15 protein-coding genes and 1 tRNA gene are annotated in these 14359 nt (G+C 72.7%); 7 read left to right on the forward strand and 9 right to left on the reverse strand.

Annotation, left to right across the window (positions count from 1 at the left end):
• The first annotated feature begins 133 nt into the window (after positions 1-133).
• From ACI784_RS12880 to ACI784_RS12895, 4 genes are all read left to right on the forward strand, one after another.
• Positions 134-451, forward strand: a complete 318-nt coding sequence (locus ACI784_RS12880; RefSeq protein WP_457013750.1) for a hypothetical protein — start codon at positions 134-136, stop codon at positions 449-451.
• Positions 448-1959, forward strand: coding sequence for an alpha/beta hydrolase (locus ACI784_RS12885; protein WP_456921475.1), 1512 nt, complete (start codon positions 448-450; stop codon positions 1957-1959). The genes ACI784_RS12880 and ACI784_RS12885 overlap by 4 nt, the downstream gene beginning before the upstream one ends.
• A 194-nt stretch (positions 1960-2153) precedes the next feature.
• Complete coding sequence (gene topA, locus ACI784_RS12890) at positions 2154-5051, forward strand: type I DNA topoisomerase (protein ID WP_456921476.1); 2898 nt, start codon at positions 2154-2156, stop codon at positions 5049-5051.
• Positions 5052-5059: 8 nt separating this feature from the next.
• Positions 5060-5824, forward strand: coding sequence for a class I SAM-dependent methyltransferase (locus ACI784_RS12895; protein ID WP_456921477.1), 765 nt, complete (start codon positions 5060-5062; stop codon positions 5822-5824).
• Here ACI784_RS12895 and ACI784_RS12900 read toward each other — a convergent pair.
• The 3 genes from ACI784_RS12900 to ACI784_RS12910 all read right to left on the reverse strand — a co-directional run bounded on the left by ACI784_RS12900 (position 5803) and on the right by ACI784_RS12910 (position 7469).
• Complete coding sequence (locus ACI784_RS12900; protein WP_457013751.1) at positions 5803-6171, reverse strand: winged helix-turn-helix domain-containing protein; 369 nt, start codon at positions 6169-6171, stop codon at positions 5803-5805. The genes ACI784_RS12895 and ACI784_RS12900 overlap by 22 nt on opposite strands.
• On the reverse strand, positions 6168-6596 hold the full coding sequence (locus ACI784_RS12905) for a hypothetical protein (protein ID WP_457013752.1): 429 nt from the start codon (positions 6594-6596) through the stop codon (positions 6168-6170). Before ACI784_RS12905 ends, ACI784_RS12900 begins: the two co-directional genes overlap by 4 nt.
• A gap of 81 nt (positions 6597-6677) precedes the next feature.
• On the reverse strand, positions 6678-7469 hold the full coding sequence (locus ACI784_RS12910) for a trans-aconitate 2-methyltransferase (RefSeq protein ID WP_457013753.1): 792 nt from the start codon (positions 7467-7469) through the stop codon (positions 6678-6680).
• A 103-nt stretch (positions 7470-7572) separates the two neighbouring features.
• Here ACI784_RS12910 and tmk point away from each other — a divergent pair, with 103 nt between their 5' ends.
• The 3 genes from tmk (at position 7573) to ACI784_RS12925 (ending at position 9544) form a co-directional block, all read left to right on the forward strand.
• Positions 7573-8253 (forward strand): dTMP kinase, encoded by a 681-nt coding sequence (tmk, locus tag ACI784_RS12915; protein ID WP_456921481.1) that lies wholly within the window; start codon positions 7573-7575, stop codon positions 8251-8253.
• Positions 8250-9410, forward strand: coding sequence for a DNA polymerase III subunit delta' (locus tag ACI784_RS12920; protein ID WP_456921482.1), 1161 nt, complete (start codon positions 8250-8252; stop codon positions 9408-9410). Before tmk ends, ACI784_RS12920 begins: the two co-directional genes overlap by 4 nt.
• A 58-nt stretch (positions 9411-9468) precedes the next feature.
• A tRNA-Thr gene (locus ACI784_RS12925) sits at positions 9469-9544 on the forward strand.
• Positions 9545-9610: 66 nt separating this feature from the next.
• Here ACI784_RS12925 and ACI784_RS12930 read toward each other — a convergent pair.
• From ACI784_RS12930 to ACI784_RS12955, 6 genes are all read right to left on the reverse strand, one after another.
• Positions 9611-10303 carry a S1 family peptidase gene (locus tag ACI784_RS12930; protein WP_457013754.1) on the reverse strand — a complete coding sequence of 231 codons (693 nt, stop codon included), beginning with the start codon at positions 10301-10303 and terminating at the stop codon, positions 9611-9613.
• Positions 10293-11318 carry an ATP-binding cassette domain-containing protein gene (locus ACI784_RS12935; protein WP_457013755.1) on the reverse strand — a complete coding sequence of 342 codons (1026 nt, stop codon included), beginning with the start codon at positions 11316-11318 and terminating at the stop codon, positions 10293-10295. The genes ACI784_RS12930 and ACI784_RS12935 overlap by 11 nt, the downstream gene beginning before the upstream one ends.
• 16 nt (positions 11319-11334) lie before the next feature.
• A complete protein-coding gene (locus tag ACI784_RS12940; RefSeq protein WP_457013756.1) occupies positions 11335-12375 on the reverse strand; it encodes a hypothetical protein in 1041 nt (346 codons plus the stop codon).
• On the reverse strand, positions 12365-13399 hold the full coding sequence (locus ACI784_RS12945) for an MvdC/MvdD family ATP grasp protein (RefSeq protein WP_457013757.1): 1035 nt from the start codon (positions 13397-13399) through the stop codon (positions 12365-12367). Before ACI784_RS12945 ends, ACI784_RS12940 begins: the two co-directional genes overlap by 11 nt.
• 218 nt (positions 13400-13617) lie before the next feature.
• Positions 13618-13794, reverse strand: coding sequence for a hypothetical protein (locus tag ACI784_RS12950; protein WP_457013758.1), 177 nt, complete (start codon positions 13792-13794; stop codon positions 13618-13620).
• A 96-nt stretch (positions 13795-13890) separates the two neighbouring features.
• Positions 13891-14067 (reverse strand): hypothetical protein, encoded by a 177-nt coding sequence (locus ACI784_RS12955; protein WP_457013759.1) that lies wholly within the window; start codon positions 14065-14067, stop codon positions 13891-13893.
• Between the last annotated feature and the right edge of the window lie 292 nt (positions 14068-14359).

A 14359-nucleotide genomic window follows, 5' to 3' on the forward strand; every position in this document is an offset into this window, starting at 1 on the left:
GGCCGGAGGGTCCCGGAGCGGTCTGTGGACACCGGCGGTCGTTGTGGACGGGGCGCCCCGGTCAGCCGGATGTCGGGCCTAGCGTCGGCCGCGCCGATCCCACCGCGGGACGGCTCGACCGCCCGGAGGCCCCGTGTCCGTGACCATCGCCGCCCAGTTCGACGCCATCGACGCCCTGGCCGCGGAGCTGACTGCGCTCGCCGCCGAGCTCGGGGACGACGCCCGGCTGTGCCGCTCGACCGCCGTCTCCCTGAGAGCCGCGGTCAGCGGTGAGACGGCGGCGCGAGCGGAGGCCGCGGGCTCGGGCTGGGCGGGTCTGCTCGAGCTGCTCGCGGAGCAGACCGGGGCGCTGGCCACCACGCTGTCCGCGGCGGTGGACTCCTATCGGCTGACCGACACGGTCCTCGCCGACCGGGTGCTCGTGCTCCGCCCGGGCGCGGCCTCGCGGTGAGCACGCCCGCACTGACCGAGGTCGCCGGCTGGGACGTGCCGCTGCTGCGGGGTGCCGTCTGGACGTTCGACTCGGTGGCCGAGCGGCTCCCGGCCTGGCGGGCCCGGATGGAGGCCGTCGGGCGGTCGCTCACCGGGACCGGGTGCTGGTACGGGCCGGCGGCGCACGCAGCCGGTGCCGCCCTCATCGAGGTGTCCACGGTCGCGACCGCGACCGCCGCGGCGCTCACCGAGTCGCTCGGACACGCCCAGCGGCTGCTCGCCGACGCTGCGACCGCCCAGGAGCTGGCCGAGGAGGCGCTGGCTGCGGCCTCGGCCGTTCCGGTGGTCTTGGACGGCGCCGGGCGGCTGGCCGGCCCGCTGCCGGTGGACGCCCTTCCCGGCGGGGACACCGGACAGACGGCCGCGGCGCTGCGGGCCGAGGCACTGGGGGTCGACGCCGTGGAGGCGGCGCGACGGGCGGATCTCGCCGCAGCGGAGGCCGCGGAGGCACTCGGCCGGCTGGGCGTCGGTGGCCCCCTGGCGCCGGGGACCTTCGACGACCTTGCGTGGCTGGTCGCCGCCGGCACGTCATCCGCACCGGTCCCGCTGCCGCCGCGCGCCGCCGCCCCCGCGGCGGTCGCCGGCTGGTGGGCGGCCCTCTCCGTGGCGGCGCGGACCAGCGCGATCCACGGTCACCCCGAGCGGATCGGGAACCTGGAGGGGCTGCCGGCCTGGGCCCGCGACCGCGCCAACCGGCTCGTCCTCGGCCGGGTCGCGGCCGACCCGTCGGCACCGGGCCACGCCGTCGCCGCATCGGTGGGCCTGGAGCTCTCCGCCAGGGAAGCGGCGGGCGAGACCGTGCAGCTCCTGCAGTTCCTCCCGCAGGAGGAGCTGGTGGCCCTAGCCGCGGGCGACGTGGACACCGCCGACTCCGTCGTCGTCACCATCCCCGGGATGCGCAACAGCGTGGAGCACGACCTCGACGAGCTGACCGCCGGTGCCGACGCGCTCGCCGGCGCAGCCCTCGCCGCCGCACCGGGACTCGCGGTCGCATCGGTGGCCTGGTTCGGCTACCGGCCGCCGATGGCCACCGGGGCCCTCGGCACCGCGGCCGGCCGGGAGGGCGGTCGCTCCCTCGACAGGTTCCTCGACGGCGTCGCGGCGTCACGGGGCGCCGACCCGGCGCGGGTGGTCATCAGTGCGCACAGCTACGGGACGACGGTGGTGGACGCCGCCGCCGAGGAACCGGGCGCCCTGGCCGCAGACGCGGTCGTGCTGAACGGGAGCCCCGGCATGGACAACGACGCCGAGGGGCTGGAGGTCGACGAGGTGTACGAGGCCTCGTCGCCCGCCGACCCGATCACCTGGCGTGACTGGCACGGGTCGCACCAGACCTGGCGGGACGCCTTCGGGGCCGTCGAGCTGCCGACCGGCCCGGTGATGATGCACACCGAGTACTACTCCGAGCACTTCCCGACCCTGGCCGCGATCGGCGAGGTCGTCGCGGCGGTGCCGGAGCCGCGATGACCCGCTGGGCGGCGGGAACACGTGGCGACCATCGGCCCTTGGAGCGGGTGACGGCACGCCCACGGCGGGCTGCCCGGCACCCTCTCGTCGGGGTCGTGGCCTACCGTGGCGTCGCCGAGGGCGTACGCGCAGCAACCGCGTGGCCCGGCGCCGGACGGACGGCGCCTGCACCGAGCAGCACCGACAGGAGCACCGTGGCCCCCACGAAGACCGCGAACAACGGCACCGAGACCGCCGGCCGGACCGCCGGTGGCACCAGCACCCCTGCCCGCCGCCGCACCGCGGCCGCCGGCGGTGGGCGGCCGTTGGTCATCGTGGAGTCCCCGACCAAGGCCGGGAAGATCGCCGGCTACCTGGGCAACGGCTACGTCGTCGAGGCGAGCGTCGGGCACATCCGGGACCTGCCCCGCAACGCCGCCGACGTGCCCGCCGAGCACAAGGGCGCCTCGTGGGCCCGGCTCGGGGTGGACGTCGACAACGGGTTCGAGCCCCTCTACGTGGTCAGCCCGGACCGCAAGCAGCAGGTCGGCCGGCTCAAGCAGCTGGTCAAGGACGCCAGCGAGGTCTACCTCGCCACCGATGAGGACCGCGAGGGCGAGGCCATCGCCTGGCACCTGGTCGACACCCTCAAGCCGCGCGTGCCGGTGCGCCGCATGGTGTTCCACGAGATCACCCCCGAGGCGATCGCCCGCGCCGTGGCCAACCCGCGCGAGCTGGACACCGCGCTGGTCGACGCCCAGGAGACCCGCCGCATCCTCGACCGGCTCTACGGCTACGAGGTCAGCCCCGTGCTGTGGAAGAAGGTGCTGCCCAAGCTCTCGGCCGGCCGGGTGCAGTCCGTGGCCACCCGGATCGTGGTCGAGCGGGAGCGGGAGCGGATGGCCTTCCACGCCGCCGACTACTGGTCGCTCGAGGGCACCTTCGCGGTCACCGGCCAGCGGGCCGCCGCCGACGAGGGCGAGCCGACGACCCTGCGGGCCAAGCTCGTCAGCGTCGACGACAGCCGCGTGGCCACCGGCCGCGACTTCGACCCCGCCACCGGCCGGGTCACCGGCGACGTCGTGCACCTCGACGAGGCCGGCGCCCGCGGGCTGGCCGCCCGCCTCGAGGGCCGCCAGGTCACCGTCAGCCGGGTCGACGAGAAGCCCTACCGGCGCCGTCCCTACGCCCCGTTCACCACCTCGACCCTGCAGATGGAGGCCGGGCGCAAGCTCGGCTGGTCCTCCGCCCAGGTCATGCGGGTCGCCCAGCGGCTGTACGAGAACGGCCACATCACCTACATGCGGACCGACTCGACCAACCTCTCCAACGAGGCGATCAACGCCGCCCGCACCCAGGCGCGGCAGCTCTACGGAGACGCCTTCGTCCCCGCGGAGGCACGTCGGTACGCGAAGAAGGCCAAGGGCGCCCAGGAGGCGCACGAGGCCATCCGCCCCGCCGGAGACAACTTCCGCACCCCCGGGCAGCTCGCCGGTCAGCTGGCCCGCGACGAGTTCCGCCTCTACGAGCTGATCTGGCAGCGCACGATCGCCTCCCAGATGGCCGACGCGGTCGGGCAGACGGTGAGCATCCGGCTGGCCGGGCGCAGCAGCACCGACGAGGCGGTCGAGTTCACCGCCAGCGGTCGCACCATCACCTTCCCCGGGTTCCTCCGGGCCTACGTCGAGTCGCGAGACGAGGGCAGCGCGGGCGACGACGACCAGGGCAGCGACGACGCCGAACGCCGGCTGCCGCGGCTGGAGCGTGGCCAGCAGCTGGACACGCGGGCGCTGGAGGCCAAGGGGCACACGACCACGCCGCCGTCCCGCTACACCGAGCCGAGCCTCACCGCCCGGCTGGAGGAACTCGGGATCGGCCGGCCGTCGACCTACGTCTCGATCCTGCAGACCATCCAGGACCGCGGGTACGTCTGGAAGAAGGGCGCCGCGCTGGTGCCCACCTTCGTGGCCTTCGCCGTGGTGAACCTGCTCGAGCAGCACTTCGCCCAGCTGGTGGACTACGACTTCACCGCGAGCCTGGAGGAGGAGCTCGACGAGATCGCCGCGGGGGACCTGCGCCGCGTGGACTGGCTGACCGAGTTCTACTTCGGCGGTGAGGGCCGGCACGCCGGTGCGATCGCGCAGGCCGGCGGCCTCAAGCAGGTCATCGGCCAGCGGCTGGAGGAGATCGACGCCCGCGGGATCAACTCGATCCCGCTGCGGGCCACCGGCCCCGGCGGTGAGCCGGTCGTCGTCCGGGTCGGCCGCTACGGCCCGTACCTGCAGGTCGGCGGCGAGGAGGGGCCGCGGGTCAGCCTACCGGAGGACCTCGCGCCCGACGAGCTGACCCAGGAGAAGGTCGAGGAGCTGCTCGCCGCGCCGTCCGGCGACCGCGAGCTGGGCACCGACCCGGAGTCGGGACTGCCGGTCGTGGTGAAGGCCGGCCGGTACGGCCCCTACGTCACGACGGTGGTCCCCGAGGGCAGCAAGGACGCCCCGCGGACGGCGAGCCTGTTCTCGTCGATGTCCCCGGAGACGGTCACCCTCGACGACGCGCTCAAGCTGCTCACCCTGCCCCGCACGGTCGGTGTCGCGCCGGACGGCGAGGAGATCCAGGCACTCAACGGCCGCTACGGGCCGTACCTGAAGAAGGGCAGTGACAGCCGCTCGCTGGAGAACGAGGGCCGGCTGTTCACCGTCACCCTCGACGAGGCCCTGGCGATCTTCGCCCAGCCCAAGCAGCGCGGACGCCGGGCCGCCGCCGCCCCGCTGAAGGAACTCGGCAACGACCCGGTGAGCGAGGGCGCGATCACCGTCCGCGAGGGCCGGTTCGGTCCGTACGTCACCGACGGCGAGACCAACGCCAGCCTGCGCAAGGGCGACGACGTCGAGACGATCACCCTCGAGCGTGCCGCGGAGCTGCTCGCCGACCGGCGGGCGCGGCCGACGACGAAGAAGGCCACCAAGAAGAAGGCCGCCGCGAAGAAGACCCCCGCCACCAAGACGGCCGCCGCGAAGACGACGGCCAAGAAGGCGACGGCCAAGAAGGCGACGGTGAAGAAGGCCGCGACGACGACGGCGGCCGCCGGCACCGACGCCGTCCCCGCCGGCTGAGGCCCGGGGTGCCGACCGGGGACCTCGACCCGACGGTCTGGCAGGAGCGGCGCCAGTCGTTCGGCTCCGTCGCCGCCGGGTACGCGGAGCTGCGGCCGAGCTACCCGGCCGACGCCGTGGCCTTCCTCCTGGGGGAGCAGCCCCGGCGCGTGCTCGACCTGGGCGCCGGCACCGGGCTGCTCACCGGCGTCCTCCTGGCCGCCGGCCACGAGGTGGTCGCCGTCGACCCCGCCGAGGGGATGCTGGCCGAGCTGCGCACCCGCCACCCGGGTGTCGTGGCTGTCGCCGGCGGTGCCGAGGCCGTCCCCCTGCCGGACGCCGCCGTGGACGCGGTCGTCGCCGGGCAGGCCGCGCACTGGTTCCAGCCGATCCCGGCGGCCGCGGAGATGCGCCGGCTGCTGCGCCCGGGCGGCGTGGTGGGGTTGGTCTGGAACACCCGCGACGAGCAGGTGCCGTGGGTCGGCGCGCTCGGCCGGGCACTGGCCGCGGAGTCCCGCGACCACGAGGCCGACCAGCGCGTCGTCGACGACTTCGCCCGGGAGTTGGGGGCGCGGGTCGAGCGCTTCCGGTCGGGCGTCGTCCAGCGGATCACCCCGGAGCAGGTGGTCGGCGGCATCGCCACCCGCAGCTACGTCGCCACCATGGACGACGCACGGCGCGAGGCGTTCCTCGCCGAGGTCCGCGACGTGCTCGCCACCCACCCCGACACCCGGGGCCGCGAGCTGGTCGACCTGCCCTACCGGACCGACGCCTACCGGCTCGTGCCGGGCTGAACCGGTTGACCCGGTGGGATCGGCTGACCCGGCGGGACCGGCGGGGCGGCGCCGTCGGCGATGGCCCGCAGCGCGGCGACGTGGGCGCCGAAGGCCTCCCGGCCGCGCCGGCTCAGCCGCAGCCAGGTGCGCGGCCGCTTGCCCACGTAGCCCTTGCGCACCTCGACGTAGCCGGCCTTCTCCAGAGCGCTCACCGTCTTCGACAGCAACGAGTCGCTGACCTGGACACCGTCGCGGACGAACCCGAACTCCGCCTCCTGGGCCGAGGCCAGCGTCGCCATCACCGAGAAGCGCACCGGCGCGTGGATGACCTCGTCGAGGAGGTGCCGCGGGTGCTCGGTGCTCACCGCGGCAGCTCGCGCCAGGCGCCGACGAGACACGGCACCGCGACGAGGACCGCCAGCGGCGCCCAGAAGCTCCAGCTGCGGGCCAGGCCGGACTCCAGCCCCACCGCCAGCCCGACGGCGAACACCACCGCCCAGCCGCCCATCGCCAGGCCGAACCGGCGGGCGAACCCATGCCGGGTGGAGCGCCGGCCGGCGAGCAGCGCCAGCACCGCGCCGAGCACGGCCAGCACGAAGACGACCCCGGCGGCCAGCACGCCCCGGTCGCCGTCCGCGACCGGCTGGGCGAGGAAGAACCCGGCACTCGCGCACCCCAGCGTGGCGAGGAACCCCGACGACGCGGGGCTGGCCTCCCGGCGCACCCGGGCGTCGGCCGCGGCGGCCTCGGCGAGCAGCGCGGCGGCGGACTGGGGCGTGGGGGCGGTCATCGGCTTCCCTCTCCGGCGGCGGGTGGCGACACCCTGGCAACTACTTTCCCGCTCGTCAAGTAGTTGCCACCGCATCGGCGGTCAGCCCGGCCGGAAGCCGACGGAGAACACACGCCGGAAGGGCAGCAGCGTCGTGCCGTCGTCCCGAGGCGGGTAGGCCGCCCGCAGCGCGGCCGCGTACTCCGTCTCGAACTCGGCGGCGTCGTCCTCCTCGAGCAGGGCGAGCACCGGGCGCAGCACCGTGCTGCGCACCCAGCCGAGCACCGGGTCCTGCCCAGTGAGGACGTGCAGGTAGGTGGTCTCCCAGGCGTCCACGGCCAGTCCGGCCCCGGTGAGGACGTCGTGGTAGCCGGCGGGGTCCAGCACCGTGTCGGGCGCCGGAGCGGCGGTCGCGAGCGTCGCCGTCCAGCGGGGCGAGCGGCACAGGTCGGCCAGCAGCGCGTGCGTCGGTGCCCGCCAGTTGCCCGGCACCTGCATGGCCAGCCACCCGCCGGGTGCCAGCTGCCCCGCCCAGCGGCGCAGCAGCTCCGCGTGCCCGGGCACCCAGTGCAGGACGGCGTTGGTCACGAGGACGTCGACCGGCTCCGCGGGGCACCAGGTCCGCACGTCGCCCAGGCGGAAGGCCAGCCGCTCGGGGGCGGCGTGGGCCCTCGCCACGGCCAGCATCTCCGTGGAGGAGTCCACCCCGGTCACCCGCGCGCCGGGCCACCGCGCGGCCAGCGACGCGGTCAGGGCGCCCTCCCCGCAGCCCAGGTCGACGACGACCCGCGGATCGCGGGCGCCGATCCGGCCGACCAGGTCGGCGAACGGCCGCGCCCGCTCGTCGGCGAAGCGCAGGTAGCCGGCCGGGTCCCACGCACCGGTGCTCGTCACGGTCCGACCCTAGGGCCGCGGCGGCACGGGACGGTCGGTGCCGGCCGGTACCGTGGCGCCCGGTCCACCCGCCCCACCCCACCTCCGGGAGCCCGCGATCCCCGTGTCCGACGACGGCCCGCTCTCCCTGCCCGTCGCGGCCGACGGCGCCGCGGCGCCCGGCCTGTTCGTCGCCTTCGAGGGCGGCGAGGGAGCGGGCAAGTCCACCCAGGTGCGGCTGCTGTGCGAGTGGCTGACGGCCGCGGGGCGCCACTCGAGGTCGACCTTCGAGCCGGGCGGGACGCCGGCCGGCGCGGCGATCCGCGCGATCGTGCTCGACCGCGCCCACACCGGCCTCTCGCCGCGTGCCGAGGCCCTGCTGTACGCCGCCGACCGCGCCCAGCACGCCTCCGCCGTCCTGCGCCCCGCCCTCGAGGCCGGCGAGGTCGTCGTCACCGACCGGTTCATCGACAGCTCGCTGGCCTACCAGGGCGCCGGGCGCACCATCCCGCTCGAGGACGTCGCGGCCATCTCGCGCTGGGCCACCGGCGGGCTGCGCCCCCACCTCACCGTGCTGCTGGACCTGTCGCCGGAGGTGGGGCTGGCCCGGGCCCGGGGGCGGGCAGCCGCCGACCGGCTCGAGTCGGAGTCGCTGGACTTCCACGAGCGTGTGCGGGCGACGTTCCTGGCACTCGCCGCGGCCGACCCCGGCCGCTACCTCGTCCTCGACGCCACCCGCGGCGTCGAGGAGCTGGCCGCCGACGTCCGGGCCCGGGTGGGCGCGCTGCTGGGGGAGCGGGCGTGACGGTCTGGGACGACGTGATCGGCCAGCCCACGGTCGTCGAGGAGCTGCGCGCCGCGGTCGCCGACCCGGCCGCGATGACCCACGCCTGGCTGTTCACCGGCCCACCCGGCTCCGGCCGGTCGGTGGCCGCGCGCGCCTTCGCCGCCGCGCTGCAGTGCGCGAACGGAGGGGACGGCACCTGCCACGACTGCCGCACGGTGGTCGCCGGCACGCACGCCGACGTGAACCTCATCGTCCCCGACGGGCTGTCGATCGGCGTCACCGAGGCCCGCGAGCTGGTCCGGGTGGCCGGCCGGGCACCGTCCCAGGGTCGCTGGCAGGTGATCATCGTCGAGGACGCCGACCGGATGAGCGAGGCCGCGGCCAACGCGGTGCTGAAGATGATCGAGGAGCCGCCGCCGCGGACGGTGGTGATGCTCTGCGCCCCCAGCCTGCACCCGGACGACGTGTCGGTGACCATCCGCTCGCGGTGCCGGGTCGTGAGCCTCCGCACGCCGTCGGTGGACGCCATCGCCGACGTGCTCGTCCGCCGCGACGGCGTGGACCCCGCGCTCGCGGCGTGGTCGGCGGCCGCGGCGGGAGGCCACGTCGGCCGCGCCCGGCGGCTCGCCCGGGATGAGGACGCGCGGCTGGCCCGCAAGGCGGTGCTCGACATCCCGCTGTCGCTGGTGTCGCTCGCCGCCTGCCTCAACGCCGCGGACGACCTCGTCGGCGCGGCCCAGGAGGAGACCGACGCGGCGACCGAGGCCCTCAACGGCGCCGAGACCGAGGCGCTCAAGGCCAGCCTGGGCGTCGGCGCGCGAGGGCCTGGCGTGGTCGCGGCCAGCCGGGGCAGCGCCGGCCAGCTCAAGGAGCTCGAGAAGAGGCAGAAGTCCCGCGCCACCCGCATCGGCCGCGACTCGCTCGACCGGGCCCTGGTCGACCTGGCCGGGCTCTACCGCGACGCGCTGGTGCTCGACGCCGCGACGGCCGAGCCGTTGCCCCTGAACCACCCCGACCGCCGGGCCGACGCCGAGGAGCTGGCGCGGCGGATCGGCGCCGAGGGGGCGCTGCGGCGCATCGACGCCGTCCTGGCCTGCCGGGTCGCGCTGGAGCAGAACGTGAAGCCGCAGATCGCGGTTGAGGCGCTCACCGTGGCGCTGCGGCTGCCGGCATGACACACCCGCCCCTGCGCGGGGACGGCGCGGCCGTCACGTAAGCTGTTCGAGCACGCCCGCCGCCTTAGCTCAGTCGGTAGAGCATCTCACTCGTAATGAGAAGGTCGTCGGTTCGATTCCGACAGGCGGCTCCATGTGATGTCGCGGGACGTCGGCTTGGCACTCCACGGCGATCCACTCTCCGAGGCGTTCGGCCTTCCTCAGTCAACAGTCCCAGCAGTGGGCCGGTTCTGTTCGATGAACGCCCGGATGTGCTCGCGGTCGAGGACGATGCCGTTCTTGACGACCGTTGGATCGCCCTCGAGCCCGGGCTCGGTGCGAGTGACCGTCGCGGCGGCCATGCCGCGCACCTTTCCTTCCACGTCGAATACCGGTCCCCCGCTCATCCCCGAGAAGCACGGGTGGCCCACGATGTAGCCGTCGTAGACCCTGTGCCCCACGACGGCCTGCGTCGCATCGACGACGAAGGTCGGCTGCCAGTAGCGCCGGACGTCGGCGACGAAGCCGCCTTCCGCGCCGACGGAGACCTCGGCCATGGGGTAGCCCGAGAGACAGACGGAGTCTCCGGGCCGTACCGCTTCCCCGGAGAACTCCACCGCCCGCAGGTGGTTCCGCCTGACCCTCCCGAGGAAGAGGTCGCGGCCGGGATCGCTGGCGACCCGCTCGATCTCCAGCGGGGGTTGGATGACCTCGTCCGGGAGGTTCCCGAAGTAGTAGTACTCCGCGCCGGCGGGCGCGCAGGTCATGATGTGATCGCCTGTGACGAAGAGCCCCTGGTCGTCGACGAAGAACCCGGTCCCGCTGACCGAGATGATCGGCCCATCGTCGTTCTCGTAGGCGTAGAAGATCGGGAAGATCGACGCTGTGAGCGTCGCGACCGCGTCAGCGAACATCAGGCGTCCCCCATGTCCCCCTGCGTGCAGTCCCGTTCAGCGGCATCCCCTGGGCTCGAGCTGGAGTGGTCCCCGCACCCACAGGGCACCCCTCGCTCCGACCGCGGGCTGCCACCGAACGTGGCGGGGATGCGGCTGTGGGCGGCACGGCAGTCTCCCGGGACTGCCCGTGGTTCGTTCCCGGTCGGGCACCGTCGGGCTGGCTCCGCCGGCCCGTGGAACCGCGCGCGTTCGAGCTCCCCGACGTGTAGAGCGACCAGTAGTCCCGCTGTCGCCGTAGCAGTTCCTCGTGCGTCCCGGCTTCGCTGATGCGGCCGTCCACGAGGACGACGATCGGCGTCTCCGGTGGGATCGAGTCGTACCGGTGCGTGGTGAAGATGATGATCCTGTGCTGGAGTTCGGCGAAGAGTTCGAAGACGGCGCGCTCGCCCTCGGGGTCGAGGCTCGCGACCGGCTCGTCCAGGATCATGATCGGGGCATCCTGGTAGATGAGCCGCGCCAACGCCAGTCGCTGCCACTGCCCGCCGGAGAGGTCGACACGGCCCCCGAATCCCGCACCGATCAGCGTGTCGAGCCCCTCGGGCAAGCCCGCCACCACCTTGCCGAGGCCCGCCAGTTCCAGGGCGTGGTGGATGCGCGCGTCCTCGTCGGGTGTCCGCTCGTAGCGCATCGTGACGTTCTGGCGCACCGTCAGGTACAGGTGGGAAGGCTCCTGGAAGAGGACCGCCTTGGGCAACTGCTCAGCAGGGACGCAGGTCCCGTCCGCCAGCCGGGCACGGATCGCGCCGACCGTCGGCGCAAGGAGGCCCGTCACCAGCTTGACGAGAGTGCTCTTGCCGGCCCCGTTCGGTCCGACGATGGCCGTCGTCCCGGTGCGGAAGGAGTAGGAGATCTCGTCCAGGGCGACCTTCTGGCTGTGCGGGTAGTGGTAGCTCACGCCCTGCACGAGGAGCGCTGTCGCGTCCAGGGACGGGTCCGACGCAGGCGCCGCATGCTCCGGAGTTGCGAAGTCCATCCTCTGTCACTCCTCCCTACGCCACCGTGAGCGCGGCAGCGCCCCGGCTCGTCGGCTCGTGTGCTGCTGCCGACTCCTCGAAGGAGTGGTTCAAGAAGTCGAAGAGCTGCGTGAGATAGCCGAGGCACTCGGTGATGCCTCCCCAACCGGTGGCGAACGAGCGGCCCTGACCCAGCCCCATCACCAGTGCCGGTAGCAGGATGGCGACCTCGGCTGCGCCGCTCCCACTCCGGCCGACGGTCCAGAACACGGCGCCCACAGCGAGCGTCATGACGGCAGCGACACCCAGGCCGACGGCCGTGCGGATGAGCTGATAGCGGCGCAACAGGGCCCGCAGATCGCTCAGGTAGCGGTTCGCCAGGAAGCGGTACTCCTCGTCGAGGATCGTGGAGCGGTGGACGCGGATGTCCCGTTGCCAGGTGGCGTCGATGCTCCTCTGGGCCAGGTACATCATCCGGAACAAGGCGGGGGACGACGTGGTCTGCAACTCCACCATCCGGCGGTGATAGCGCGCCTCCGCGGCGGTCAGCGGAAACAGGACCAGCAGGAAGAGGACCAGTATCGGCGCGAACGCGAACAGCGTCGCCGCGATGGCGAGCGAGGCGATCAGCGCGCTCAGACTCCCGATGAACGCTTGCACGAGTTGGCCGGGCCGCTGGCTGGCCTGAGCGATGAGCAGCCCGTACCGCGCCTGGAAATCGTTGTCCTCGAAGAGGTGGTAGGGCACCTCCGCCATCTTGTTGATGATCCGCCCGTTGACGTGCTGGGCAGACTCGGCTTCCAGGAGACTCGTCGCCGCATCGGTCACCATCCGCAGCACCGTCTCGAGCGCCAGCAGGCCGAACAGGACGCCGAGCAGCACCAGCCCGCGGGAGACGAGGTCCTCAGATTGGGCCCCGGCGAGGATCAGGTCCAGCCCCTGCCACACCACGAGCAGCATGAGCGGGAACGCCACGGCCTCGATCACGCTGGCGGTGGTGCCGATGACGAAGGCGGACCTATCCACCTGGTACAGCAGCTTCAGCGTGCTGCCCAGGTGCCGCAGTTCACCCCTCATGGGCTGGCGCCAAACGGGGCAGGACGAACGCGGGATCCGCCTCCGTCGCAGGGGAGTACTCGCTCGTCAGGAGGTCCGCCATGCCGGCGACCAGCGGCAACCCGAGCTCTTCTTCCAGCCAGAGCCACTGCCCGTTCGGATTGAGATCGAGGAACACGAACTCGCCTGCGGGAGTCACGATCATGTCGATCGAGGCGAAGTTGATGTCGAAGCTGCGCATCAGGCGGTGGAGCCCCGCCTGTACGCGCTCGGGGAGGTCGAAGACCTCGTAGTCAGGCTCTTCCTCCTCGAGAGCGCCGGCGCGCCAGTCCATACGCGTGCTCTCGCAGCCCTGCGAGTCGAGCTTGGCGGTGAAGATCTTCTCTCCCATGACGACGCAGCGCAGCTCGTAGGCCTTCTCGATGTACGGCTGGAAGACGCTGGGCGACAGGGCTACGGAGTCCAGCGCGTGGCCGCGCGGCAGGATGGTCGTGAGCGGGAGCCGAGCCCCTTCTTCGCCATCGACACGGGTCGCGATCAGCGGCTTGAGGGCGCAGTCCACGCCCCCCAGCGCCTCGATGAACGCCGTCGCCCGCTCCGGGTCGTTGGAGATCAGCGTCTGCGGTGTCGTCAGCCCGGCCTTGCCGGCCTCGGCCAGTTGCACGGCCTTCACCTCAGCCTGGCGCAGCTTGGAGGGCTGCCCGACCCACAGCGTCTGCAGGCCGGCGTAGAGCCCGGAGAGGGTCGCACTGGACTGCACCCTGACGAAGTTCTCGACATCGCCATACAGGACGTTCAAGCTCGGGAGCGGCGCGAAGAGAGCCCGCGACCGCCGATACCAGGCGGCGCAGATGTCGTGGAACGCCACCCGTTGGCGGGCATTGCGGATCTCGCCGTCGATGCGCCCGTTGCAGATCTCCATCGAGATGCTGGCGGCGTCCGTGAACTCCTCTGGGTGGAACCGGAAGACCGGGACTGCGCGCCTGTCGAGCTCCTCGATGACCGCATCAGCGTGCTCATCGTGGTCGTTGGTTATGACCAGCACCGTGGAAGAAATGACCGGACCTCCACATCTTCGGTGTCACATCAACATGTGACGGACCTGCACACCAATATTGACGGAACATGCGTTGCGCACATTCCGGGAGAGTGCTAGCATTGCTGCGCGGCGGATTGCTCGTAGGCTGTTACGGTCAGCCTACGAGCAATCCTTGTGCAGCCAGACGATCAAGCCTGGTATTAGCAGGCGATCACGTCGTGTTGTCAGGCGATCACGTCGTCGACCGCTACGTCCGCCGTGACGTCCTGCACGACGCCGAGCAGGCCGTACGACTTGGTCTGCTGCGTGGTGCTGGTCTTGCTGGACAGCTGGATGTCCAGGTCACCGGCGATCATCTTGGCCTCGGCCAGTTCGAGGACGAGAGGCAGTTCGGTCTTCATGGTGTCTCCCTTCTCGGGTCTTGCTCGGGTGTTGCCTTACACGCAGAAGCTCCGGAATCGGGCTCTCGCGGGATTGCAGGGTCCGCTGAGTCGTGATCAGGCGATCACGTCGTCGACCGCAACGTCCGCCGTGATGTCCTGCACGACGCCGAGCAGGCCGAACGACTTGGTCTGCTGCCTGGTGCTGGTCTTGCTGGACAGCTGGATGTCCACGTCACCGGCGATCATCTTGGCCTCGGCCAGTTCGAGGACGAGAGGCAGTTCGGTCTTCATGGGGGTCTCCCTTCTCGGATCTTGCTCGGGTGTTGCCTTACATGTGGAAGCTTAGGAATCGGGTGCTCGCGGGAACTTAGGGTTCGATTAAAGGCCGCTTATGGGTCGTGCCCACGGTCGACATTCGCACTGGTGGAGGGCCTGTACGAGAATCTGAAAAAAAATGTGGAGGTCGGCGACCGTGGCGGGCGCCTCTGTGCGTTCCCTGTCGGGTGTGGGCGTGCCGCAGTCGTCCGCGGGTCGGGCAGAGCCGGGGCCGCGCGCGGTGGGAGGGACTGGAACGGGTGCCGCC

It is taken from the genome of Geodermatophilus sp. SYSU D01186, from assembly GCF_054050215.1.